This window comes from Pantoea osteomyelitidis (assembly GCF_044342975.1).
GTDB classification, from domain to species: domain Bacteria; phylum Pseudomonadota; class Gammaproteobacteria; order Enterobacterales; family Enterobacteriaceae; genus Pantoea; species Pantoea osteomyelitidis.
The window spans coordinates 240,437-263,293 of record NZ_JBGFSN010000004.1; the positions used below are offsets into that span (position 1 = coordinate 240,437).

Below are 22,857 nucleotides of genomic sequence, written 5' to 3' on the forward strand. Positions count from 1 at the left end.
CTGATAAGGAGTGATAATGTCCGCTGTGAAAATGGTTGCTGTTGATATGGATGGCACTTTCCTTAACGATCGAAAGCGTTACAACACCGCGCGGTTTCAGAGGCTTTATCAGAGGTTGTAGGAACGCGGTATCAGGTTCGTGGTCGCCAGTGGAAATCAGTACTATCAACTCAAATCCTTCTTTCCTGATATTGCCGATGAAATCAGCTTTGTTGCGGAGAACGGCGCGCTGATTATCGATGGCGGTGAAGAGCTGTTTTGCGGCTCCTTTTCCCGTGACGATGTCGATCACGTGCTGGATACATTGCAGCAGGGCCACTATCCCGAACTCAAATTCCTTCTTTCCGGTCGTAACAGCGCTTATTACTTCTCCGGCGCGGATGAAAGCTGGCTGAGCAAAATGCGTCACTACTGCCATCGTCTGCAGGAGGTCGCCAGCCTCGATGACATCGACGATAAGCTGTTTAAATTCGCACTGAATTTATCGGATGAGTATGTGCCGATATTGATGGCGGACATTGAACGTCTGCATCAGGGCGCAGCGGCGGCGACCTCCAGCGGTCACGGCTCGGTGGATCTTATTGTGCCGGGCCTGCATAAAGCCCACGGGCTGCAACTGCTGGCGCAGCGCTGGGGTATTGAAAATCATGAGGTGCTCGCCTTTGGTGACGGCGGCAACGATCTCGAAATGCTGGTGCAGTCTGGTTACAGTTTCGCGATGGATAATGCGCCGCAGCGGGTAAAGCAGGCCGCGTGTTATCAGGCGCCTTCCAACAATGAGGAGGGCGTTTTGCAGGTCATTGAACAGATGTTGGCCGGTGAGACGCCGTTTCGGTAACGCAAAATAATTCATCAGCGCCAAAAGCCTGGCGCTGATGCTGGCCAGGTTACACCACGCGCCAGGCCTGTTCCAGCATCAGGCGCTGCTCCTCTTTGCTGTACTCCACCAGCGAGTTCTTGCTGTTTGAGCGCGTCAGAATCCAGGTCACTTCATCCCTGGTCAGCGTCGGTCCATCTCGCCAGAACGGCGAGATCGCCTGGTTCTGCAGCCACTCACGCAGATGGCGCGCCGGCGCTTCGCTGGTGACGTTAAACAGCGCCTGCTGCAACGTCTGCATGAGCTGCTGTTGCTGCGGATCCTGATGGCTTTCCAGCAGATCGAGAAAGGGGAACAGCAGGCGGCCGCAGGCTTCGCCATGATGAAACGGCTTGATGGCGCCCAGCTCGCCTGCAATACCATGAATCACGCCTAAGCCCGCCATGCTCAAGGTAACACCGCCAAGCCAGGAGGCCATCATCATTGCCTCGCGCGCGCTGTCGCCTTCCGCATCGTCACGGTTCAGCGCCGGCCAGGCGCGGGCAAACTGCTGCATGCCGTTGAGCGCAAACTGACGTGTGAAAAGATTGCCTTTGCGTGACAGATAACCCTCAAACAGATGGGTAAAGGCATCGATGGCGCAGCTGGCCAGGATGTGATCCGTTGCGCCTTTCAGCAGGTCCGGATCGAGAATCGCGGTTTGCGGTACAAAAACGGGATGACGCAGTGAGGCCTTTACCTTAATCAGATGCTGATCGGTCACTACGGCATTTTGCGTCACTTCACTGCCAGTACCGGCAGTGGTGGGGATGGCGATCAGCGGCAGGGTGACCGGCTGGAGCGGCGTATCGCCTACCTTTTCCAGATAGCGCGCCGTGGGCAAGGGATGTTGGATCATCGCGCTGAAGGCTTTCGCGGCATCCAGCACGCTGCCGCCGCCAATCGCCACCACGCGATCGACATGACCGCGCCAGCGCGTCACCCAGGCATCGATCTCGTCTGGGGAAGCCTCATGACTGACAATTTCATAACCGATAATTTGCGCATTCAGCGCGGCTTTCATCTGGTCGAAGGTCTGGCTTTGCAAAAAAGATCGTCCGCAAAACAGTAGCGTTGGCAGCGGCTGGGCTGACAACAACGGAACCAGCTTTGCCAGACTGCCGCGACCGAACAGGGTTTGTTGATTACTGTACAGCTCACTCAGATTCTCGCTCACCTGCGCATCCTTGGTTGATGAAAAGGGTTATCACTCTCACTGAGCATGCCTTATCCGTGATTATTTCACCAGCATGCGAAAAGCGGCCAGCTCGTCAGCGGGCATACCTGCCTGAAGCGCTGCCTGACAGATTTGCTCCCAGCTGTTTGCATCAAGCGGAATGCCGTTCTCCTGACGCTCCCGGCGGTTTGCCTCTTCCCATTCGCCCGGCACCTGAATCGGCTCAGATCCGCTCTGCGGCGATCGCTTCACCCAGTCAAGAAAGGCTTCGGCTTCCTGATGCATGGCGGGGGCGTCAAAGGCATCGGGATTCAGGATAATGGTCGTCATGCAGTTGAAAATAGCGTCGTTGCCGGTTTGTAAGGTCTCATCATGCGTGGTGCGACCGCCCGAAAGCGCGCCGCCTAAAATTTCGCACATCGTCGCCAGCGCGTAGCCCTTGTGCAGGCCAAACGGCAGCAGCGAGCCGTACGGCGGTTGATGCATCACGCCGGGATCGGTAGTGCCTTTGCCCTGATGATCGATCAAATAGCCTGGCGCAACTTCTACCCCTTTGTTCCACGCCACGCGTGTCTTACCAAAGGCGATACCGCTGGTAGCAAAATCGAGCAGCAGAGGTTTATGACCGCGGCGGGGAAAAATCGCGCAGAAAGGATTGGTGCCGAAGCGGCGATCGCTGCCGCCGAACGGGGCTACCATCGGATCGCCCATCACATTGACGAAATGGAAAGAGACGAAGCCCGCTTCCGCACACTGTTCCGCCCAGTGCCCGATGCGGCCAATATGGTGGGAATGATGTAAGCCTACGGCGGCGATGCCCAGCTTTTGCGCTCTGGCGATGCCGTGCTGCATCGCTTCCCTGGCGGCGACCTGGCCAAAACCCTGATGCGCATCCAGCGTCAGCACGGCGCCAGCATCTTTTACAATGCTGGGATGCTGATTGAGTTGCAGATGTCCCTGCGTCAGGGAAGCCATATAGCTGGGGATCATGCCGACGCCATGGGAATCGTGCCCGGCCTGATTGGCGGCAACCAGATGGTCGGCGACTAAACGCGCCTCGTCGGCTTTGCTGCCGGCATGGCACCAAATAGCCTGCACAAACTGATGCAGGTGAACGGAATCGATACGGTAGAGCGTACTCACGTTGTTATTCTCCTTTTCCGTTGGGGATTTTTTAATCCTGCGTGGAAAACATAACAACAGCAAGTGATGATTGCTACGAAGAAAAGGGCCACATCATGTGGCCCGGGCAGTTTAATGCGGTTGTCCAAACCCCGCTTTTTCCATTTGTTCGCGCAGCGCGCGGGCGATATGGCGATTGCCTCCTGTTACGGGGTAGATCACGTTATTGACTACATCATCAAGATAATGTTCTTCAAACTCTTGCATGGTAAGCTGTGAGCCGCCTTCGTCATTGATAGCAATCGTCCCTTTAATATAATCGCCAGTATTTTTTGCCTTCAGGCTGTAACGTCCCATGCTGGTATTAATCGTGCTCATAAGATCTCCTTGTTACTTTTTTGACGGCCATAGTAATTAAGGCTGTCTATGCCACTTCAAGTTTAGTAATCAATCCCTGTGCGAACGAAGCGCAAAAGCTGAGAAATCTCCGCAGCTGCGATCGTGCTCGCAGAAATTTCTGAAAATTAAACGAAGCCACAACGATTTATGCTGTTCCGCTGCGCTTTCCAGCGAACATAAAAGTTTCATCTATACTGGCTAACGGAACGCATTAATTAATCAGGAAAAGGGAGCAAGAGATGAAAATAATATTGTGGATTATCGCCATCATTTTTATCGTCGGTTTACTCACGCTGACAGGGGTTTTCAAGCTGATATTCTGAACAAGCGGGCACTTAGCGATTGGGTGCCCGTACTGCTTTAACGGAGCTTTTGCTGCCCTAACAGACAGCGCGCAATAGGGTCAACGGTGGTATTGGGCAGCAAATCTTCGGCGCCGAGCGGTTTGCGACAGCGTGCGCAACAGGCGCCGTGGTGTCTGTTTCCCGCCGGTTTACTGGCTGTGAATATAAACTTTGCACTGCCGCAACAGGTGCAGCGAATTTTCATTACCATTTCCTGAGGTATCCTTCCTTGTGCTGTTGTGAGATGAATCTTATCAAAATCAGCAACAGGATCTATAAATTCCTCTAATTTGTTTATCTGCGAAACAAAGATGTTTAACGCTATGAAAATTAAGCATTAACTCAAATTTTCGTTGTCTTTGTTGGTTGATTTTTAGGCAAAAGCGTTTTTTCCATGATTTAAATCAATGGATTAATGTGAGTCGCGCTATTCTGCAATTTCCTTTTTTGGCTGTTACAGGCCCTATGCCTGCCGCTTCGCTTCACAACAGGAAAATTCAAATAAAGGGGAGAGATCCGCAGCAGGCCTGATGGGTGAAGTGCGTAATAATATATAAATTACTTATTTCATAATCATTTATGATAATAATAATGTTTGGGTCGGCTGGTAATATTGCCATTCCGCGCCGTCCGACGGGACACAAACCCGCTTTACGCTAAAAAAGGCGACATTTATCAAGTTTTCGTCAATTCTTACTGGACAAATGTCACCGCAATTGCTGTACTAGACAGCGACACAGTTTAGTGTCCTTTTTTTCATGTAAAGGTAATATAGATGTCCAAGATTAAAGGTACAGTTAAGTGGTTTAATGAATCCAAAGGATTCGGTTTCGTTACTCCGGAAAATGGTGGAGCGGACGTGTTCTGTCACTTCTCTGCTATCCAGAGCAATGGTTTCAAAACCCTGGCTGAAGGTCAGCAGGTAGAGTTTGAAATCACTCAGGGTGCTAAAGGCCCGTCAGCTGCTAACGTTACTCCTCTGTAACTGTACAGACAGAATTCTAAAAACCCGCCTTCTGGCGGGTTTTTTTATGCCTGTAACCAGCAGCACAGCCAGGCGACAAAGGTAGCAAGGCCCACGGCGACAGCAAAATATTCGGTCAGGGTTTTTGGCATCATCGCTTGCATCTTTATTCTCTCTCTACAGTGAAGCAGAGAGCATCCCTCAGTAAGATTAAGTTCACATTAATGCCCGATGAGGAAGCTGCTCAAACAGCACGATCTGCGGGGCCAGTCACATAAAAGCTTTGTAACATTATTACAACAATTCCTGCTTGCAGCTTTTTTGATGCGGACGCTATATAACTGAGCGACAGGATTTAGCCTGTTCTGGAGGAAGAATGAATATACGTCAGGCACAGCCCAAAGACAGTTTTGCCCTGAGCGCACTACTGGCTGAGTTAGGTTACGGCGGCACCGAGAGTTTTATCGACCAGCGCCTCGCCCGGTTAAGCAATCATCCGGATGAGATACTGCTGGTCGCTGAGTATGGCGGGCGCGTTCAGGGTTTTCTTTCCATGCACTTTATTCCGCAGCTGGCGCTGGCCGGAGATTTTGCCCGTATCAGTTATTTTTGTATCGCCGAAAGCGAACGCAGCAAAGGCATGGGCCAGCAGCTGCTTCGCTATGCGGAGGAGATGGCCATTCAGCGCGGCTGCGATCGCATGGAAGTGCATTGTCATATCTCGCGCATCAAGGCGAATCAGTTTTATGAACGCGAAGGTTACGCAGAATCGCCGAGCTATAAGATTAAAAGTCTGCACGCATAGCGACTTCTCGCCCGGACGCAATCACCAGCGCATCGGCAATCACATCCAGCTGAGCGTCCGGAAACATCGCGGTACTGACACGAATAAACTGTCTGCTTCCCATACCACAGCGTTCGCCCGGCAGCACTGCGATACCGCGCGCCGCCAGAGTAATCATCGCATACTGCTCCGAAGCCACCGGGATATAAAGACTCAGACCGTCGCGTTCAGGCAGCACCAGGCCGCGACTGGCTAAGGCCTCCAGCAGACGTCGACGGCGGGCGGCATAAAGGCCACGCGCGTGCTGAAGCTGCTGCTGCGTGGCGCTGTCGCCCAGCATCCAGGCGACGGCATCCTGCAAGATACGGCTGGTCCAGCTTACGCCAAAATTTCGCCACGCCTGAATACGCTTCACTATCTCTGCCGTGCCGGAGAGCACCGCCAGCCGTAAATCGGGACCATAGGCTTTGGAGAACGAGCGGACATGCAGCGTACGTTCCGGAAAGTGCCAACCTAAGCTGTACACCGGCCAGGCGGAGAGATCGCCAATACCGTCATCCTCAACGATCAGCGTTTTGCTGCCCGCCAGCACCTCTGCCAGCGCCGCGCTGCGCGCCTGGCTTACCGTATGGCCGGTAGCGGAATGGGTGCGCGGCTGATAAATCACCATCACCGGCATTTTCTGTAATAACGAGGCCAGCTCGGCGGGCTGCGGTCCCTGATTGTCACAGGGCAGCGGCAGAATTTCAGCGCCCACATTATCGAGAATATCGAGCAGACGGGTAGCGGTGGGATCTTCAATGATGACGCGATCGCCCGGCGAGACCAGCGTTTGTACGATCAGATTCATCGCATCGAACCCGCCGTCAGCTGCCAGAAAGGCTTCAGCGGGAAACGGCCAGCGCGGCTGAATGGCTTTCAACAACTGCGGTGAGATAGGTTCACGCTGATAGCTGTTGAGCTGCGGCGAATTGAGACCAGCCAGCATCGCCTGCCGCAGATTGGGCAGTAGCGCCGGATCCGGCGATGCCAGCGCCAGGTCAGCCTGAATATTCTCACCGTAGTTGCCAATTTTTTCGAAGCGAATCGGGCGTGGCATTGCCGTGTCACCGCAAACCCATACGCCGCTGCGCCCTTTACCGGCCAGTACCTTTTGCTTTTTCAGCTGCGCCCAGGCGGCTGATACCGTGGCCGGGCTGATGCCCAGCTTTTCCGCCAGCTCGCGTACCGCCGGCATCTGCATCCCTACCGTAATCTGGCCTTCCCGAATCAGTGTCGAAGCAGCAAGTGCAATGCCTTTTACCGAGGCGTCGGTGATCTGTTCGCACAGCCAGTGCAGATCCACGGTTTGCGTCATAAGAAAAACCTTTGTTCAGTAACAAAGAAATTATTGTTCAGTTAGTATTCCCGATTTAGTATCAAATTCAAGCACTATTTGGCGAATAATCAGGCGCGCACAGTATCGCTGCGAAAAACGGAGAAAAGAGAGATATGGTTACCATCAGACTGGCGGTACGCGACTGGGACTATTTTACGCCGCTGGCGCTGGGCGATATTCAGCCTGAGGGCTTTACGCTGAAGATTGATCGTGTCGGCACATTGGTCAATGAAATTGCCACCAGTGATCAGTACGACGCCGGTGAAGTGTCGTTCAGCCGCTATGCGCAGGGACGGGCGAAGGGCGACGAATCCCTGCTGGGTCTGCCGCATTTCCTGATGCGCGGCTTTCGCCAGCGCTGCATTATCACCACTGCCGACAGCCCGCTCACTACGCCAGCCCAGCTGAAAGGCAAAAAAATCGGCGTCACCGGCTGGCAGGACTCCGGCAATACCTGGACGCGAACCGTGCTGCGCGAGGCGGGCGTGGAGATTGACGATGCTTACTGGTTTGCTGGTCGCCTCACGGAAGATCATCCGATTGTGGATCGTCTGGCCGGGTTTGGCCGTCCGGGACGGATTGAAGCCGCGCCAGGCGAACGTCCGCTGATCGATCTGCTGAAAGCGGGCGAACTGGATGCGGTTTTCACGCCTTTTATGCCGCAGGGCTTTTTCCTGCCGGAATCCGGCTTGCGTCAGTTGCAGACCGATTTTTATCAGGCGGAGCTGGATTACTTCAATCGTGTCGGTTATGTGCCGGGAATGCACATTCTGGCGATGAAACCAGCGCTGGCGCAGGAACATCCCTGGCTGCCGCAGGCGCTGAGTGAGCTGATCGATCGTTCTTACGTCATGTGGATGCAGAAGCGGGAAAAATATGCGGATACCACGCCCTGGCTGCTCGACGATCTGAGACGCACCGCGCAGGATTTACCCGCTAACTGGAACCAGAATGGATTTGCCGTAAACAAGAAAATGATTGCTGATTTCGCTAACGAACTCTATCAGCAGGGGCTAACCAAAACGTTGCTGACGCCAGAGGCGCTGTTTCCGGCGGCAGGCAAGGGAGAATGATGATGAAAGTAGCAATGGGACAATTTGCTGTCAGTCGTGAATGGCAAGAAAACGCCGATATCTGCATCGGCCTGATGAACAACGCACTGGCTGGCGGCGCCGATCTGCTGGTGATGCCGGAAGGGGTACTGGCGCGTGATATCGCCGATCCTGACCTGGTGCTCAAAGCCGCGCAGCCGCTGGATGGTCCTTTTCTGACGCAGCTGCTGGCGGCCAGTAAAGGCAACACGCTCACCACTATGATGAGCGTGCATGTGCCAACCGAAGGTGAAAAGGCGCTCAACGTGCTGATTGCCATTCGCAACGGCGACATCATCGCCGCCTATGAAAAGCTGCATCTTTATGATGCCTTCGCCATGCAGGAGTCGCAGCGCGTCAAGCCGGGCCACGAAATCCCACCTTTGGTAGAGGTCGCCGGGATGAAGGTGGGTCTGATGACCTGCTACGACGTGCGCTTCCCTGAACTGGCGCGTCGTCTGGTGCTGGACGGCGCCGACGTGCTGGTGCTGCCAGCTGCCTGGGTGAAAGGCCCGCTGAAAGAGATGCACTGGGAATTACTCACCACGGCGCGCGCGCTGGAAAACACCTGTTACATGGTGGCGGTAGGGGAATGCGGTCCACGCAATATCGGTAACAGCCTGGTGATCGACCCGCTCGGCGTAGCGATTGCCAAAGCGCCTGAGTCGGCGGCACTGGTGTTTGCCGATCTCGATCCTCAGCGTATCGCTTATGCGCGCAGCGTCCTGCCGGTTCTGGAAAACCGTCGCTTTGCCCGGCCGGAATTGAAATAACACTGACAGCATAGGGAAAACAGAATGAAAAAAATCGCAACCGTACTGACACTGGCTTTGGGGCTGACTACAACTTTAGCCCACGCCGCAGGAGAGATTCCCACACAGAAGGTCGATCAGGCGCTGCACGATCGTCTGCCGGCGGCGATCAAAACCGCGGGCAAAATGATCTCCGTTAACAACGGATCTTTTCCTCCCTATGAGATCGTGAACGGGCCGCACTCCATGGATGGCGCGTCTGCCGATCTGACCAGCGCGCTGGGCGAACTGCTGGGCGTGAAGATTGAGCACGCAACCGTCAGCGGACTGTCGGGCGTGCTGGCTGGCATCAACTCCGGCCGCTATCAGCTGGCTGTAGGACCGATTGGCGACTACCCGGATCGTCAGCAGAAAGTGGACTTTATCGACTTCGTGCAGGAGTTTGTGGTGTTTGGCGTGCAGAAAGGTAATCCATCTGGCATTAACGGCCTTGAAGATACCTGCGGCAAGCGCATCGCGGTGATGGCGGCGGGTTCCGCCGAGCAGGTGATCCGTAAACAGTCGCAGGCCTGTACCGAGGCCGGTAAGCCCGCGGTGACGGTACAATCCTTTACCGATCAGCCTTCCTCGATTCTGGCGGTGCGTTCGAAACGATCTGACGCTTTCTTCTCCTCGCAGGCGCCGCTGACCTATTTTGTTGAGCAGGCCAACGGGCAGCTGGAGCTGTCGGGCAAAGGGCAGAAAAACGGCTTCGGCGATATTTTCCAGGGAACCGTGGTGCCGAAAGGCTCGGAGCTGGGCAATGTGGTGCTGGATGCCTATCGCGAGCTGTATAAGAACGGCACCTATGCAGCCATCATGAAAAAGTGGAAGCTGGACGGCAATATGATCAACGAGCCGGGACGTAATCTGGCGAAAGGGGTCGCAAAATGAATGTAGACACCAACGATTCTCGAGCCACGGATAAGGCCGACGTGCAACAGCGCGACGTCGCTTTTGCCCGCAGCGCCCCGACCTACGGGCGCTGGGTCTCCTGGATTGTGGTGCTGGTTATCGCCTCCAACTTTCTCTGGCTGGTGGCGACTAACCCCAACTTTGAGTGGAAAGTGGTGCTGCAATGGTTTACCGAGGCCTCGGTGCTGAAGGGCCTACAGGTCACTCTGGGTCTGACGGTTGTTTCTATGATCCTCGGCGTGCTGATCGGTTTGCTGCTGGCGGTATGGCGGCTGTCGGAGAACCGCTTGCTGCGCGGCCTCTCAGGGCTTTACATCTGGTTCTTTCGCGGTACGCCGCTGCTGGTGCAGCTGATTTTTTGGTACAACCTGTCGACGCTGTTTCCCACGCTGTCGATCGCTTTGCCCTGGACAGGCATCACCTTCGCCAGCTGGAACACCAACGATCTGATCACGCCGCTAACGGCCGCGATTGCGGGCCTGGCGCTGAATGAAGCGGCCTATATGGCGGAGATTATTCGCGCCGGTCTGCTGTCGGTGGATAATGGCCAGGTAGAAACGACTCAGGCTTTTGGTATGAGCCGGACGCGCGCCCTGCGTCGCATTATTATCCCCCAGGCGATGCGTTCGATTATTCCGCCAACCGGCAACCAGCTGATCAGCATGATCAAGGCCACCTCGCTGGTCAGCGTGATTGCGATGGGCGACCTGCTCTACTCGGTGCAGTCAGTCTATAACCGCACCTTTGAAATTATCCCGATGCTGATGGTGGCGGTCATCTGGTATCTCTTTATCACCTCTGTGCTGAATATGGGGCAGTCGGCCATTGAGCGCTACTACGCCCGCGGCACCAAACGCACGGTGACGATGGTGAAACGCGATAAGAGCGCCGCTGAGCCGGTGGGAAATCGCACGCTGGTACAGAAGGAGGATCTATGACCACTGCTCAGCCGCTGGTACGGGCACGTAACGTACAGAAAAGCTACGGCGACAATGAGGTGCTGAAAGGCATCGACCTTGATGTGTTTCCTGGCGAAGTGGTGGTGATTCTCGGGCCGTCCGGCTCGGGGAAATCAACCTTCCTGCGCTGTATTAACCATCTGGAAGATATGAATGCCGGTTCGATTATGGTCGGGGACGATCAGGTCGGTTATGAGCTGAAGAAAGGAATTTTGCATCGGCTGTCGCCGCGTAAAATCGCCCATCAACGGCAGAAAATCGGCATGGTGTTTCAGCAATTCAACCTCTATCCCCATATGACGGTGCTGCAAAACATTATCGAGGCACCGATTGGCGTGCATAAGTTCCCGCGTCATGAGGCGATGACGCACGCTAAAGCGCTGCTGGCGACGGTGGGGTTGAGTGATAAGGCTGACGCCTGGCCGCGTCATCTGTCAGGCGGTCAGCAGCAGCGCGTGGCTATCGCCCGCGCGTTAGCCATCAAGCCGACGTTGATGCTGTTTGACGAGCCAACCTCCGCGCTCGACCCGGAGCTGGTCGGCGAAGTGCTGGCGACGATGCGCACGTTGGCGGATCAGGGACTGACGATGATTGTGGTGACGCATGAGATCGGCTTTGCGCGCGAAGCGGCCGACCGCGTGGTGTTTATGGACGGCGGCGTGGTGGTGGAGCAGGGGCCACCGGAACAGGTGATTGGCAATCCGCGTCACCCACGTACCCAAGCGTTTCTCAGCCGTTTTATCTGATAAACCGGGTCGTCGCTGGCGGCGACCGATCGTACTCTGTTACAGATTGCAGTTGTCGCGCGCGTTAAACTGCGCGTAAATAACAGCTACTGATTTTCGCTGAGGTTAAAAGGTAAAGTATGGAAGGTATCAGCATTGCCAAACTGCTGATCATCGGTGCGCTCATCGTACTGCTTTTTGGCACCAATAAGTTACGTTCACTGGGTGGCGATCTGGGCTCCGCAATCAAAGGCTTCAAAAAAGCCATGAAAGATGATGAACCCGCCGCAGCTAAAAGCACCGCAGAAGACGTTCCGGCAGAACGCGTTACCCACAAAGAATAATCTCCGCTTTCTTCGTCATTAAATGTAAATTTTTGTGTCGAATGCAAAGATGATAAACCAGACTGCCATGCAGTCTGGTTTTGTTTTGGGCGCGTAATGGCGGAGCGAGTATTACTTCACTTCCAGGCCTTTAGCCTGCATATCCGCATGATAAGAAGAGCGGACAAAGGGACCGCAGGCGGCATGGGTAAAGCCCATCGCCAGCGCTTCTTCTTTCATCTCATCAAATTCAGCCGGGCTGACGTAGCGTTGTACCGGCAGGTGATGGCGGCTCGGCTGGAGATATTGTCCCAGCGTCAGCATCGTCACGCCATGGCGACGCAGGTCGCGCATTACCTCAATGATTTCCGCATTGGTTTCGCCTAATCCCACCATCAGACCTGATTTGGTCGGGATCTCCGGATGAGCTTCTTTAAAGCGCTCCAGCAGTTTCAGCGACCAGTCGTAGTTCGCACCGGGACGTACCTGGCGGTAAACGCGCGGCACGTTTTCCAGGTTGTGGTTAAAGACATCAGGCGGCGTGGCGTTGAGAATCTCCAGCGCGCGATCCATACGACCACGGAAGTCAGGCACCAGCGTCTCGATTTTAATCGACGGGCTTTTTTCACGAATGGCAGTGATGCAGTCGGCAAAGTGCTGTGCGCCGCCGTCACGCAGATCGTCGCGATCCACCGAGGTGATCACCACATAGCGCAGCGCCATATCAGCTATGGTCTGAGCCAGCTTCTGCGGCTCACCAACGTCCGGCGCGTTCGGGCGGCCATGCGCCACGTCGCAGAACGGGCAGCGGCGGGTACAGATGGCGCCCAGAATCATAAAGGTCGCGGTGCCGTGGTTAAAGCATTCTGCCAGGTTGGGGCAGGAAGCCTCTTCACACACCGAGTGCAGACCGTTTTTGCGCATCGCCGCTTTGATACCCTGAATACGGCTGGAGTCAGCGGGAAGTTTGATTTTCATCCATTCAGGCTTGCGTAACAGCTCCTGCCGTTCGGTGACCACCGTTTTTACCGGGATCAGCGCCATTTTGTCTGCGTCGCGATATTTGACGCCGCGTTCCATCTGAATTGGTTTACTCATAAATCTGCAGGTTCCGGTCGGGATTGCGATTTGAAAGCTTCCTCACTCAAGCTGAGAACGACGCTTTCAACTTTTTTTGAAAAATTTGCAAAAACTATATCATTTTACCGGCCAGGAAGCAGCCGCTGTGGCGTGCGTCAGGTTACAAATTTGTAAAAGCGCACGCGCAGTTAAAGCAGCGGATTCTCATCAGCCGGCCGCCACTCAATGTTTTCATAGCCGGTCAGGCGGGCGAATGCCTCGATTAACAACGGCTGCACATCCTGCGGCGTAACGCCGGGTTTCAGCGCGCTCAACTGCGTCATGGTCATACCGGCATAGCCGCAGGGATTGATTCGCAAAAAAGGCTCGAGGTCCATGGCGACGTTCAGCGCCAGCCCGTGAAACGAACAACCTTTACGGATACGCAGGCCCAGCGAGCAAATTTTCTGCTCGCCGACATATACGCCCGGCGCATCCGCGCGCGCGCGCGCGGTGATGCCAAAGTGAGCCAGCGTGGCGATTACCGTCTCTTCCAGCGCGGTCACCAACTGGCGTATTCCCAGCTTGCGGCGCTTGATGTCCACCAGCACGTACATGATCTGCTGGCCGGGACCGTGATAGGTCACCTGACCGCCGCGATCGCTCTGCACCACCGGGATATCGCCGGGCATGAGCAAATGCTCCGCTTTACCCGCCTGGCCTTGGGTAAATACCGGGAAATGTTCAACCAGCCAGATTTCATCCGCGCTGTTGCTGTCGCGCCGATCGGTAAACTGGTGCATGGCTTCGGAGACGGTTTGCCAGTCGCGCAAACCTGACTGACGAACAAGAAGAGTATTTGCTGACAAAACGACGGTCCGGTTAGGGATAAGAAGGTGAGTATAACGTCGGCAAAGGGCAAGACCAACTCCCTTTGCCGATTAAGGCGCTGCGCAGCCAGGAGGGCTTAGAGCACCATACGAACAATGTCGATTTTGCCCAGCTCTTCATACAGGATTTCAACCTGTTCGATATGGGTAGCGTTGATGGTGATGGAAACGGAGTGATAGTTGCCTTTGCTGCTCGGCTTTATCTCAGGAGAATAATCGCCGGGCGCATGACGCTGCACCACCTCAACCACTTGATCAACCAGCTCCGGTTGCGCCAGACCCATCACTTTATAGGTGAAGGGGGTAGGGAATTCGAGCAGCTCATTCAGTTTGGTTTTCATATTGACTCCGGTGCATAAAAAACAGGCTCCCGCCGGAGCGGGAGCAGATATATTACCTTTTAATCGGGCCAGTGTGGTGATTTTTCAACCGCCACACGATCCTTTAGCCGAACCAGTGATGGAACATCAGCTTGATATAGTCGACGATGCGGCTGAAGAAGCCGCCTTCCGGTACTTCATTCAGCACCACCAGCGGACGCTGATCGATGGTTTTGCCATCCAGCTGGAAGTTGATGCTGCCTACCACCTGGCTTTTCTTCAGCGGCGCATGCAGTTCAGTGTTGCTCAGCACGTAGCTCGCTTTCAGATCTTTCATGCGGCCACGGGGAATGGTGAGGTAGACATCTTTATCCACGCCCAGCTGAACGCGATCGCTGTTGCCAAACCAGACCGGCTCTGAGGCGAACTCTTTGCCTTCCTTCAACGGTGCCACCGTTTCAAAGAAGCGGAAGCCCCAGGTCAGCAGCTTCTTGCTCTCAATTTCACGGCCTTTATAGGTATGGCCGCCCAGTACCGCCGAGATCAGACGCATCTGACCTTCGGTTGCAGATGCCACCAGGTTGTAACCGGCAGAGCTGGTGTGGCCCGTTTTGATGCCGTCCACGTTCAGGCTGGTATCCCACAGCAGACCGTTGCGGTTCGTCTGGCGAATGTTGTTAAAGGTGAACTCTTTCTCTTTGTAAACCGCATACTCTTCAGGCACATCGCGAATCAGCGCCTGGCCGATCAGCGCCATATCACGCGCTGAACTGTACTGACCATCGGCGTCCAGGCCATGAACGGTCTGGAAATGGGTATTTTGCAGGCCCAGCGCCTTCACGTAGTTGTTCATCAGACCAACAAACGCATCCTGGCTGCCCGCGACGTAATCCGCCATCGCCACACAGGCATCGTTGCCGGATTGCAGCACAATGCCGCGCGTCAGCTGCGAAACCGGCACGCGATCGCCTGGTTTCAGGAACATCAGCGAGGAGCCTTTAAATACCGGGTTGCCGGTCGCCCAGGCATCCTGACCCACGGTAACGATATCGTCCTGATGAATTTTTCCAGCTTTCACCGCCTGACCAATCACATAACTGGTCATCATTTTGGTCAGGCTGGCCGGATCGCGGCGTGCATCGGCATTCTTTTCCGCCAGCACTTTCCCTGAGTGATAGTCGATCAGGACATACGCTTCGGCATCAATGTCCGGCACACCCGGAATCATGGTCTTGAGATTGACATCATCAGCAATGGCAGCATGGCTGAGTGAAAAGGCGATCAGTGATCCCACTGTCAGGCGTTTCAGGAAACGAGAGGGTTTCAGCGTATTCATGTTAGGGACTACAACATCCGTGGGGTTAAAGGTTAAAGAAGTGCCTTACTATAGCAAATGCCTGTTTTACAGGCATCTTGCCCGGCGATTTTGTTGTAACGCGTTAACACCATGCCGCGCAAAGCCTTACATAGCATGACGGGTCGTGGTGATAAAGGATGACATTTGCGCTTCACTGGCGAGGCGCTGCTGCAAGGCAGTGGCTTCAGCGCGTGTCTTGTAGCCGCCAAGCTGGACGCGCCACACTGAGCCGTTGGCTTCGACCGTACCCGGCACGCCAAAGCGCTGACTCAGACTGTTTTTAAGCTGTTGCGCGCGCGCAGGATCGTTCAGTGCGCCCACCTGCACCACGTAGCCTGCGACCGGCTGCGCGGCACCGGCAGACGGCGTCGCCGCTGCGCTGCTGGCCGCTACCGGCGCAGGCGTCGGTTCGCTGCCTTCCAGCACGCCGTTGGCTAACGGCTGCGGCGCGCCGAGAAAGCCGCTGCTGTGCACCGGCGCGCCCATGTTGTCGCCGCTTTGCAGCGTACTGTTATCAACCGGACGCGTGTCGGCTTCAGAAGCAGGCGCCGCAGCGCTGCCGCCTGTCATCACCATGCCACCGCCGAGATCGGGACGCGGCGGCAGCGCATAGCTCTGTTTCGCTACACGCGTTCCGATGGTGCCGGGGCCGGAAAGCGAGCCGTCGGGCGCAACCGCGATATAATCGAGGCGCACGCGGCTGTTGTTGGAGAGATTGAGGCGATCGCCGGCGGCGCGGGACAGATCGATAATGCGACCAGGCTCATAGGGACCGCGATCGTTAACGCGCACCACAATCTGACGACCGTTGGCCAGATTCGTCACGCGTACATAACTCGGCAGCGGCAGCGTCGGATGCGCGGCGCTCAGGGCTTCAGGATCAAAGGTCTCGCCGGTTGCGGTGCGTTTTCCTTGCGCGTCGTCGCCGTACCAGGCGGCCAGACCCACTTCGCTGTAGTTCGCCGGGTTTTTGATAATACGGTAGTTTTTACCGTTGACGCTGTAATCCTGGCTGGTATTGGGATCGATGGGTTCGTAACGCGGCTCCACGCCGGGAATTTCTACCACCGGTCCGTTATAAGCAGGTTGCGGCGGAGCCGTGTTCTGCTGCTGTTCCGGTGCGCTGCACGCCGCCAGTAACAGTGTCGCCAATCCAATGCCAAGCCAGTCCTTACGCATGTACGCAGCCTCTTAAACGCTTTTTGATAACATTTTTCGATGAGTATGGATCGACATCACGATGCCAAATCCGGCCATTAACACGATGAGCGCGGAGCCGCCATAGCTTACCAGCGGCAAAGGCACGCCAACCACCGGTAAGATACCACTAACCATGCCAATGTTAACGAAAACATAAACGAATAAAATCAGCATTAAACCGCCCGCCATCACGCGGCCAAACGTGGTTTGCGCTCGCGCCGCGATAACCAGCCCGCGCATGATAAGCAGCAGATAGAGTACCAGCAGGATCAATACGCCCACCAGCCCCAGCTCTTCTGCCAGCACGGCAAAAATAAAGTCGGTATGGCGTTCGGGCAAGAACTCCAGCTGCGACTGAGTGCCGTGCAGCCAGCCTTTACCGCGCAGGCCGCCAGAACCGATGGCGATTTTCGACTGAATAATGTGATATCCGGCGCCCAGCGGATCGCTCTCGGGATCCAACAGCATCATCACGCGGTCACGCTGATAATCATGCATCAGGAAGAACCAGAGCACCGGAATAAAGGCGGCCACCAGCAGAACGGCAACGCCAATCAGCTTCCAGCTCATGCCGGAAAGGAACAGCACGAACAGCCCTGACGCGGCGATCAGGATTGCTGTGCCGAGGTCTGGCTGCGCCGCCACCAGCAGCGTGGGGACGAAAATCAAAATCAGCGCGATGCCGGTATTTTTCAGCGTCGGCGGACAGACGTCGCGGTTGATAAAACGCGCCACCATCAGCGGCACGGCGATTTTGGCTATCTCCGAGGGCTGAAAGCGCACCACGCCAAGATCGAGCCAGCGCTGCGCCCCTTTACTGATATGACCAAAGGCATCCACGGCAACCAGCAGGATCACGCAAAAGATATAGAGATAGGGCGCCCAGCTTTCATAGACGCGGGGCGGCACCTGCGCCATCACCACCATGATTACCAGTCCCATCAGGATCTGGCCGATCTTGCGTTCCATCATGCCGGGGTCCTGACCGCTGGCGCTCCAGATCACGATAGCGCTGTAGCCCAGCAGACCCAGGATCACCGTTAAAAATAGTGGATCGATATGGATGCGCGTCCAGATCGATTTGACTTGCGGGTTATCGCTCATGGACATCGTTATTCACCTTCATAACCGGGCGGTGTCGGCGCCGCTTCCGGCAATACCGTATTGTTATCGCCTAACATAATGTGGTCCAGAATCTGACGCATCACGGTGCCGACCGCCGGGCCGGCGCCGCCGTTTTCCAGAATCATGGTGACGGCCACGCGCGGCTTATCGTAGGGCGCGAAGGCGGTCATGAGTTTATGGTCGCGCAGGCGTTCGGCGATTTTGTGCGCGTTATAGGTTTCGTTCTCTTTCAGACCGAACACCTGAGCAGTACCCGATTTCGCCGCGATTTTATAGGGCGCGTCGGCAAAGCTCTTATGCGCGGTGCCGTTTGGTCGGTTAGCGACGCCATACATACCATCTTTCGCCAGCTCCCAATAGCCGGAGTGGATATCGCCGATCGGCGCGCCAGGCGGCTGGCGGAAGGGCGTCATGGTGTTGCCTTCGCGCGTGGCGCGCAGCAGATGCGGCACTTTGATCACGCCATCGTTTATCAGGATCATCATTGCCTTATTCATCTGTACCGGCGTGGCGGTCCAGTAGCCCTGGCCGATGCCCACCGGTATGGTATCGCCCTGATACCAGGGTTTTTTGAAGCGCTTCATTTTCCAGTCGCGCGTCGGCATGTTGCCCGGACTCTCCTGCGGCAGATCGATACCGGTGCGGTGACCATAGCCAAATTTGTTCATCCATTCAGACAGGCGATCGATGCCCATGTCATAAGCGACTTGATAGAAGAAGGTATCGGCGGATTCTTCCAGCGAGCGGGTAACGTTGAGGCGGCCATGTCCCCATTTTTTCCAGTCGCGATAACGTTTTTCCGAGCCGGGCAGCTGCCACCAGCCGGGATCGAACAGGCTGGTGTTGCGGGTGATAACCCCGGCGCTCAGCGCGGAAACGGCGACGTAAGGTTTCACCGTCGAGGCGGGGGGATAAGCAGCCTGAATCGCCCGGTTATAGAGTGGACGATTTTCGTCAGTCAGCAGCGCTTTGTAATCTTTGCTGGTAATGCCATCGACAAACAGGTTGGGATCGTAGCTTGGCGTGGAAACCAGCGCGAGAATCTCGCCGGTACGCGGATCGCTCACCACCACGGCGGCGCGGCTGCCAGCCAGCAGCGTCTCGATATACTGCTGCAGCTTAAGATCGATGGTGAGCCAGATGTCGCGGCCAGCCTGTGGCGACTGCTCATGCAGCTGGCGGATCACCCGGCCACGGTTATTGACTTCAACCTCTTCATAGCCGGTTTTTCCGTGCAGCACATCTTCGTAATAGTTTTCAATGCCCAGCTTGCCGATATCGTGCGTCGCGGCATAATTGGGCCATTTGCCCTCTTTATCCAGCCGCGCTACGTCGCGATCGTTGATTTTCGACACATAGCCGACCACATGGGTCAGCGTCGGGCCGTAAGGATAGTATCGGCGCTGATAGCCTTTCACCTCGACGCCGGGAAAACGGTACTGGTTCACGGCGAAACGCGCCACCTGCACATCGTTCAGGCCGGTTTTCAGCGGAATGGAGGTAAAACGTCGCGAACGCTTGCGCTCTTTGTCAAAGGCGACAAGATCATCATCGCTGAGGTCGAGCACCGGGCGCAAATCCTGCAGGGTTTTCTGTAGATCATCCACCTTTTCCGGCACCAGCTCCGCCTGATAAATCGTGCGGTTTAACGCCAGCGGCGTGCCGTTACGGTCATAAATAATGCCGCGACTGGGCGCAACCGGCACCAGCTTGATGCGGTTTTCATTGGAACGGGTGCTGTAATCCTCAAAGCGCAGAATTTGCAGGTGATAAAGGTTTACCACCAGCACGCAGGAGAGCAGAAAAATGCCGACGAAAGCGACAAGCGCCCGACGGACAAAAAGTTTCTGTTCGGCGCTGTAATCGCGAAAGGCGTTGCTTTGTAATTTCATCCGCTGCTTGTTAAGTCGGGTATGACCTTATCGGTTATTCACGATGATAAGGATGATTAGCCGTTATGCTCCATGCACGATAAAGGCTTTCGGCCACCAGTACGCGCACCAGCGGATGGGGCAGTGTCAGGGCGGAAAGCGACCAGCTTTGCTCCGCCGCGGCCTTGCAGGCGGGCGATAACCCTTCCGGGCCACCAATCAGCAGGCTGACGTCACGACCATCCTGTTTCCAGCGTTCAAGCTGGTTTGCCAGCTGTGGGGTTTCCCACGGATGGCCAGGAATGTCGAGAGTGACGATACGGTTGCCTTTTCCTGTCGCTGCCAACATCGCTTCGCCTTCCTTCTCCAGAATGCGTTTGATGTCGGCATTTTTACCACGCTTGCCGGCCTGAACTTCGGTCAGCTCCAGCGGCATATCTTTAGGAAAGCGGCGCAGGTATTCCATAAAACCGGTTTGTACCCAGTCGGGCATTTTGGTGCCGACGGCAACAAGCTGCAGTTTCACGCATTAACCCCAGAGCTTTTCCAGTTCATAGAGCTGGCGGCTCTCTTCCTGCATGACATGTACAATCACTTCACCGAGATCAACCACCACCCAGTCGGCGATGTTTTTCCCTTCCACGCCGAGCGGAATCAGTCCGGCGGCGCGTGATTCCTGAACAACATGGTCAGCAATCGACGCAACGTGACGCGTAGAGGTACCGGTGCAGATAATCATACAGTCGGTAATGCTGGATTTGCCTTGCACATCAAGACTGACGATGTTCTGGCCTTTGAGATCATCAATTTTATCAATAACGAACTCTTGGAGTAGTTTACCTTGCAAAAGGTTCCCCCTTGAAAACAGGTAATGGCGGGCTGGCTGTAAGCCCGGATGACGCAGCCAAAAATGAAGCGGCGTAGTATAGCACGCCCGGATCAGTCGCGATATAAGCCAAATCGGTCGATATAGTCAATAACGGCCTGGGGTAACAGATCATCGCAGGCGATACCCTGATGATGGCGCCGACGAATCTCTGTTGCTGATATATTATACAACGGCGTCTCCGCCAGCCAGATATGACCTGCGGGATGCCGGTGCAGATGCTGAATATCCTGCGTGAGATGCTGCTCAAGCCAGCGCTGCATCTCCGGCGTCTCCATCTGCGCGGCGTAGCCCGGACGCTTGCACACCAGCAGATGACAAAGCGACAGCAAATCCTGCCAGCGATGCCATTTCGCTAATGTGAGCAGCGAATCCTGACCGATGATAAATCCGAGCGGTTGCTGGCTGCCGCGCTCGGCGCGCAACGCCTCCAGCGTACTCACCGTCCAGGATGGGGTATTGCGCGCCAGCTCGCGTTCATCAATATCGAACAAAGGGCGATCGGCGATGGCGGCTTGCAGCATCGCCACGCGCTGCGTCGGTGTCGCCTCCGGTTGCGGGCGATGCGGCGGAACGTTATTCGGCAGCAGCGTGACCTTTTTTAACCCTACCTGAGCCGCCAGCGCCTCCACCGGACGCAGATGACCGTAATGCACCGGATCGAAAGTGCCGCCAAACAGCGCGTAGAGTTCAGACATCGGCAAAGCTCGCGGGAAAAGTGCGGGTAGAGAGCAGCAGCGACAGGGTTTCCAGCTGTGGCCAGACCGACTGACCGTAATCCTGCTTCAGCGTCAGCTCAATGGTGGTCAACAGATGCAGCGCACGCTGGAGCCGCGCGCCATCCAGGCGTTGCAGCGCATCGGTAAACAGCGTGCGACGATTTTGCCAGATACGCTGTTGATCCATCAGGGTGCGCAGCGGCTGCTGATGCTGATGACGCTGCAGATGCAGCAGGGTGATCAGATCACGCTGCAAGGTACGCAGCAGAATCACCACCTCGCTCTCTTCTTTCGCCAGCGTGCGCAGAATATGTAGCGCGCGTTTGCTTTTGCCCGCCAGCAGCGCATCTACCCAGTGATAAGGGGTAAAGTGGGCGGCATCGCTGACGGCGGCTTCCACGCGCGGCAGCGTCAGCTTGCCGTCGGGCCAGAGCAGCGAGAGTCGCTCCAGCGCCTGCGCCAGCGCCAGCAGATTGCCTTCGTAGCAATAACAGAGCAGCTGAACCGCAGCATCGTCAATCGACAGCTGCATCGCTTTTGCCCGGCTCACCACCCAGCGCGGCAGCTGGGCATGTTCCGGCGTCGCGCAGGGCACCAGCACCGCGTTGCTGCTCAGGGCTTTGAACCAGGCGCTGTTTTCCTGCGCTTTGGTGAGTTTTGCCGTGCGCAGGATCAGCAGAATATCGTTATGCAGCAGGCTCGCCAGCTTGACCAGCTGTTCCGCCATCGCCGCCGTCGGGCCGTTTTCCGGAAAGCTCAGCGTCAGCGTCTGACGCAGAGTAAACAGGCTGAGCGACTGACACTGGGTAAACAGGTTATCCCAGTCGGTTTGCGCATCCAGCGTAACGCTGAAATGCTCCTCAAAACCCTGCCCGGACGCCGCCGCCCGGATCAGGTCCTGACTTTCCTGCAGCAGCAGGGTTTCATTGCCGCTGAGTAAATAGCAAGCGCGCAGCCCCTCACGGAGCTGCGCGCTGAGTTGTTCAGGATAGATCCTGATCATTGCAGGCTGGTAGCGGAAGAGGAAGAAACTTCCGGTGACCCTGTCCCCGGCGCCGGTAAATCCGACTGCGGTAACGTATCCTTGTTATTCTTCACCGCCGCGTGAACGGTCAGCAGCTTACGTACCAGCTGATCGGCCGCACGCTGGCGCATCTCCTGAATGATCATGTCCTGCTCGGCATCTTTCGCCAGCGCCGCATTCGGGTTATCGAAGAAAGAACGATAAACCGTGGTGCTGATGGGGTAGAGACCTTTACCCGGCAGCAACACCTGCGCAGTGACGGTCATCACCAGCTGATATTCCGCCGTCGTGCCGCTGATAAACACTGAAGCGGTATCACGTCCCTGCGCTTCGCCGCCCAAACGCAATGTCGGCACATCGGTGCGATTCGCTTTGGTATCGCTGACGATCTGAATATCGTTCAGGCGCAGCTGCTGGCGCACGGTGCGCGCCAGCGGACCATAGGGATCGCCGCTGGTGAGAATCATGGTTTTCAACTCCGCTGGCACCTGCGTGGTGCCGCGCGGATGGAAGCCGCAACCGGCGGTAATCAATACCGCCAGCATAGCAAACAGCCTGATAATCGGTTGTCGCACAGT

25 protein-coding genes and 1 pseudogene are annotated in these 22,857 nt (G+C 55.8%); 10 read left to right on the top strand and 16 right to left on the bottom strand.

Annotated elements, in window-relative coordinates:
* Positions 1 to 16: 16 nt before the first annotated feature.
* A pseudogene (locus tag ABU178_RS06090) lies at positions 17 to 838 on the top strand (Cof-type HAD-IIB family hydrolase).
* Positions 839 to 887: 49 nt separating this feature from the next.
* On the opposite strand, the gene ABU178_RS06095 reads toward ABU178_RS06090, so the two are convergent.
* From ABU178_RS06095 to ABU178_RS06105, 3 genes are all read right to left on the bottom strand, one after another.
* Complete coding sequence (locus tag ABU178_RS06095) at positions 888 to 2,033, bottom strand: iron-containing alcohol dehydrogenase (protein ID WP_397212976.1); 1,146 nt, start codon at positions 2,031 to 2,033, stop codon at positions 888 to 890.
* A gap of 60 nt (positions 2,034 to 2,093) precedes the next feature.
* The gene (locus tag ABU178_RS06100) at positions 2,094 to 3,176 is read right to left on the bottom strand and encodes a malate/lactate/ureidoglycolate dehydrogenase (protein ID WP_397212978.1); all 1,083 of its coding nucleotides are present in this window, start codon (positions 3,174 to 3,176) and stop codon (positions 2,094 to 2,096) included.
* 111 nt (positions 3,177 to 3,287) lie between these two features.
* Complete coding sequence (locus ABU178_RS06105; RefSeq protein ID WP_397212979.1) at positions 3,288 to 3,533, bottom strand: hypothetical protein; 246 nt, start codon at positions 3,531 to 3,533, stop codon at positions 3,288 to 3,290.
* A 260-nt stretch (positions 3,534 to 3,793) separates the two neighbouring features.
* Between ABU178_RS06105 and ABU178_RS20350 the strand changes: the two genes are divergently transcribed.
* The 3 genes from ABU178_RS20350 to ABU178_RS06115 all read left to right on the top strand — a co-directional run bounded on the left by ABU178_RS20350 (position 3,794) and on the right by ABU178_RS06115 (position 5,667).
* A complete protein-coding gene (locus ABU178_RS20350) occupies positions 3,794 to 3,877 on the top strand; it encodes a small membrane protein YohP (protein ID WP_019105993.1) in 84 nt (27 codons plus the stop codon).
* A 796-nt stretch (positions 3,878 to 4,673) separates the two neighbouring features.
* Entirely contained in the window at positions 4,674 to 4,883 is a 210-nt protein-coding gene (cspE, locus tag ABU178_RS06110) for a transcription antiterminator/RNA stability regulator CspE (RefSeq protein ID WP_397212981.1), read from the top strand.
* 355 nt (positions 4,884 to 5,238) lie between these two features.
* Positions 5,239 to 5,667, top strand: a complete 429-nt coding sequence (locus tag ABU178_RS06115) for a GNAT family N-acetyltransferase (protein WP_397212983.1) — start codon at positions 5,239 to 5,241, stop codon at positions 5,665 to 5,667.
* On the opposite strand, the gene ABU178_RS06120 is transcribed toward ABU178_RS06115, so the two are convergent.
* Positions 5,648 to 7,003 carry an aminotransferase class I/II-fold pyridoxal phosphate-dependent enzyme gene (locus ABU178_RS06120; protein ID WP_397212985.1) on the bottom strand — a complete coding sequence of 452 codons (1,356 nt, stop codon included), beginning with the start codon at positions 7,001 to 7,003 and terminating at the stop codon, positions 5,648 to 5,650. The two genes, ABU178_RS06115 and ABU178_RS06120, sit on opposite strands and share 20 nt — an antisense overlap.
* Positions 7,004 to 7,137: 134 nt before the next feature.
* Here ABU178_RS06120 and ABU178_RS06125 point away from each other — a divergent pair, with 134 nt between their 5' ends.
* From ABU178_RS06125 to tatE, 6 genes are all read left to right on the top strand, one after another.
* Complete coding sequence (locus tag ABU178_RS06125) at positions 7,138 to 8,097, top strand: nitrate ABC transporter substrate-binding protein (RefSeq protein WP_397212987.1); 960 nt, start codon at positions 7,138 to 7,140, stop codon at positions 8,095 to 8,097.
* 2 nt (positions 8,098 to 8,099) lie between these two features.
* Entirely contained in the window at positions 8,100 to 8,888 is a 789-nt protein-coding gene (locus ABU178_RS06130) for a deaminated glutathione amidase (RefSeq protein WP_397215709.1), read from the top strand.
* A 24-nt stretch (positions 8,889 to 8,912) separates the two neighbouring features.
* Positions 8,913 to 9,800 carry an ABC transporter substrate-binding protein gene (locus ABU178_RS06135; protein ID WP_397212988.1) on the top strand — a complete coding sequence of 296 codons (888 nt, stop codon included), beginning with the start codon at positions 8,913 to 8,915 and terminating at the stop codon, positions 9,798 to 9,800.
* A complete protein-coding gene (locus ABU178_RS06140; protein ID WP_397212990.1) occupies positions 9,797 to 10,759 on the top strand; it encodes an amino acid ABC transporter permease in 963 nt (320 codons plus the stop codon). Before ABU178_RS06135 ends, ABU178_RS06140 begins: the two co-directional genes overlap by 4 nt.
* The gene (locus ABU178_RS06145; RefSeq protein WP_397212992.1) at positions 10,756 to 11,526 is read left to right on the top strand and encodes an amino acid ABC transporter ATP-binding protein; all 771 of its coding nucleotides are present in this window, start codon (positions 10,756 to 10,758) and stop codon (positions 11,524 to 11,526) included. The genes ABU178_RS06140 and ABU178_RS06145 overlap by 4 nt, the downstream gene beginning before the upstream one ends.
* A 119-nt stretch (positions 11,527 to 11,645) precedes the next feature.
* On the top strand, positions 11,646 to 11,849 hold the full coding sequence (gene tatE, locus ABU178_RS06150) for a twin-arginine translocase subunit TatE (RefSeq protein WP_397212994.1): 204 nt from the start codon (positions 11,646 to 11,648) through the stop codon (positions 11,847 to 11,849).
* A gap of 111 nt (positions 11,850 to 11,960) precedes the next feature.
* Here tatE and lipA read toward each other — a convergent pair whose 3' ends face one another.
* From lipA to lptE, 12 genes are all read right to left on the bottom strand, one after another.
* Complete coding sequence (gene lipA, locus ABU178_RS06155; RefSeq protein WP_397212996.1) at positions 11,961 to 12,926, bottom strand: lipoyl synthase; 966 nt, start codon at positions 12,924 to 12,926, stop codon at positions 11,961 to 11,963.
* 170 nt (positions 12,927 to 13,096) lie between these two features.
* Positions 13,097 to 13,756, bottom strand: a complete 660-nt coding sequence (gene lipB, locus ABU178_RS06160) for a lipoyl(octanoyl) transferase LipB (protein WP_397212998.1) — start codon at positions 13,754 to 13,756, stop codon at positions 13,097 to 13,099.
* Between the two features lie 98 nt (positions 13,757 to 13,854).
* Positions 13,855 to 14,118 carry a DUF493 family protein YbeD gene (ybeD, locus tag ABU178_RS06165; RefSeq protein WP_397212999.1) on the bottom strand — a complete coding sequence of 88 codons (264 nt, stop codon included), beginning with the start codon at positions 14,116 to 14,118 and terminating at the stop codon, positions 13,855 to 13,857.
* A gap of 103 nt (positions 14,119 to 14,221) precedes the next feature.
* Positions 14,222 to 15,433: a D-alanyl-D-alanine carboxypeptidase DacA gene (dacA, locus tag ABU178_RS06170; protein ID WP_397213001.1), complete on the bottom strand. Its 1,212-nt coding sequence runs from the start codon at positions 15,431 to 15,433 to the stop codon at positions 14,222 to 14,224.
* A gap of 126 nt (positions 15,434 to 15,559) precedes the next feature.
* Positions 15,560 to 16,633, bottom strand: a complete 1,074-nt coding sequence (rlpA, locus tag ABU178_RS06175; RefSeq protein ID WP_397213003.1) for an endolytic peptidoglycan transglycosylase RlpA — start codon at positions 16,631 to 16,633, stop codon at positions 15,560 to 15,562.
* A 12-nt stretch (positions 16,634 to 16,645) separates the two neighbouring features.
* On the bottom strand, positions 16,646 to 17,758 hold the full coding sequence (gene mrdB, locus ABU178_RS06180; protein WP_397215711.1) for a peptidoglycan glycosyltransferase MrdB: 1,113 nt from the start codon (positions 17,756 to 17,758) through the stop codon (positions 16,646 to 16,648).
* Positions 17,759 to 17,766: 8 nt separating this feature from the next.
* A complete protein-coding gene (gene mrdA / locus ABU178_RS06185) occupies positions 17,767 to 19,671 on the bottom strand; it encodes a peptidoglycan DD-transpeptidase MrdA (protein WP_397213004.1) in 1,905 nt (634 codons plus the stop codon).
* 34 nt (positions 19,672 to 19,705) lie between these two features.
* Entirely contained in the window at positions 19,706 to 20,176 is a 471-nt protein-coding gene (gene rlmH / locus ABU178_RS06190) for a 23S rRNA (pseudouridine(1915)-N(3))-methyltransferase RlmH (RefSeq protein WP_397213006.1), read from the bottom strand.
* A 3-nt stretch (positions 20,177 to 20,179) separates the two neighbouring features.
* On the bottom strand, positions 20,180 to 20,497 hold the full coding sequence (gene rsfS / locus ABU178_RS06195; RefSeq protein WP_397213008.1) for a ribosome silencing factor: 318 nt from the start codon (positions 20,495 to 20,497) through the stop codon (positions 20,180 to 20,182).
* A gap of 92 nt (positions 20,498 to 20,589) precedes the next feature.
* On the bottom strand, positions 20,590 to 21,234 hold the full coding sequence (nadD, locus tag ABU178_RS06200; RefSeq protein WP_397213010.1) for a nicotinate-nucleotide adenylyltransferase: 645 nt from the start codon (positions 21,232 to 21,234) through the stop codon (positions 20,590 to 20,592).
* A complete protein-coding gene (holA, locus tag ABU178_RS06205; RefSeq protein ID WP_397213011.1) occupies positions 21,227 to 22,258 on the bottom strand; it encodes a DNA polymerase III subunit delta in 1,032 nt (343 codons plus the stop codon). Before holA ends, nadD begins: the two co-directional genes overlap by 8 nt.
* Entirely contained in the window at positions 22,255 to 22,854 is a 600-nt protein-coding gene (gene lptE / locus ABU178_RS06210) for an LPS assembly lipoprotein LptE (protein WP_397213013.1), read from the bottom strand. The genes holA and lptE overlap by 4 nt, the downstream gene beginning before the upstream one ends.
* Between the last annotated feature and the right edge of the window lie 3 nt (positions 22,855 to 22,857).

Bases quoted from the DNA above. Each gene is read 5' to 3' on its own strand.
- lipA (WP_397212996.1), bottom strand. From the start codon at position 12,926: ATGAGTAAACCAATTCAGATGGAACGCGGCGTCAAATATCGCGACGCA.
- tatE (WP_397212994.1), top strand. From the start codon at position 11,646: ATGGAAGGTATCAGCATTGCCAAACTGCTGATCATCGGTGCGCTCATC.
- ABU178_RS20350 (WP_019105993.1), top strand. From the start codon at position 3,794: ATGAAAATAATATTGTGGATTATCGCCATCATTTTTATCGTCGGTTTA.
- mrdB (WP_397215711.1), bottom strand. From the start codon at position 17,758: ATGAGCGATAACCCGCAAGTCAAATCGATCTGGACGCGCATCCATATC.
- ABU178_RS06105 (WP_397212979.1), bottom strand. From the start codon at position 3,533: ATGAGCACGATTAATACCAGCATGGGACGTTACAGCCTGAAGGCAAAA.
- mrdA (WP_397213004.1), bottom strand. From the start codon at position 19,671: ATGAAATTACAAAGCAACGCCTTTCGCGATTACAGCGCCGAACAGAAA.
- ABU178_RS06130 (WP_397215709.1), top strand. From the start codon at position 8,100: ATGAAAGTAGCAATGGGACAATTTGCTGTCAGTCGTGAATGGCAAGAA.
- cspE (WP_397212981.1), top strand. From the start codon at position 4,674: ATGTCCAAGATTAAAGGTACAGTTAAGTGGTTTAATGAATCCAAAGGA.
- dacA (WP_397213001.1), bottom strand. From the start codon at position 15,433: ATGAATACGCTGAAACCCTCTCGTTTCCTGAAACGCCTGACAGTGGGA.
- nadD (WP_397213010.1), bottom strand. From the start codon at position 21,234: ATGTCTGAACTCTACGCGCTGTTTGGCGGCACTTTCGATCCGGTGCAT.
- rlpA (WP_397213003.1), bottom strand. From the start codon at position 16,633: ATGCGTAAGGACTGGCTTGGCATTGGATTGGCGACACTGTTACTGGCG.
- ABU178_RS06115 (WP_397212983.1), top strand. From the start codon at position 5,239: ATGAATATACGTCAGGCACAGCCCAAAGACAGTTTTGCCCTGAGCGCA.
- holA (WP_397213011.1), bottom strand. From the start codon at position 22,258: ATGATCAGGATCTATCCTGAACAACTCAGCGCGCAGCTCCGTGAGGGG.
- ABU178_RS06135 (WP_397212988.1), top strand. From the start codon at position 8,913: ATGAAAAAAATCGCAACCGTACTGACACTGGCTTTGGGGCTGACTACA.
- ABU178_RS06140 (WP_397212990.1), top strand. From the start codon at position 9,797: ATGAATGTAGACACCAACGATTCTCGAGCCACGGATAAGGCCGACGTG.
- ybeD (WP_397212999.1), bottom strand. From the start codon at position 14,118: ATGAAAACCAAACTGAATGAGCTGCTCGAATTCCCTACCCCCTTCACC.
- ABU178_RS06125 (WP_397212987.1), top strand. From the start codon at position 7,138: ATGGTTACCATCAGACTGGCGGTACGCGACTGGGACTATTTTACGCCG.
- ABU178_RS06120 (WP_397212985.1), bottom strand. From the start codon at position 7,003: ATGACGCAAACCGTGGATCTGCACTGGCTGTGCGAACAGATCACCGAC.
- ABU178_RS06145 (WP_397212992.1), top strand. From the start codon at position 10,756: ATGACCACTGCTCAGCCGCTGGTACGGGCACGTAACGTACAGAAAAGC.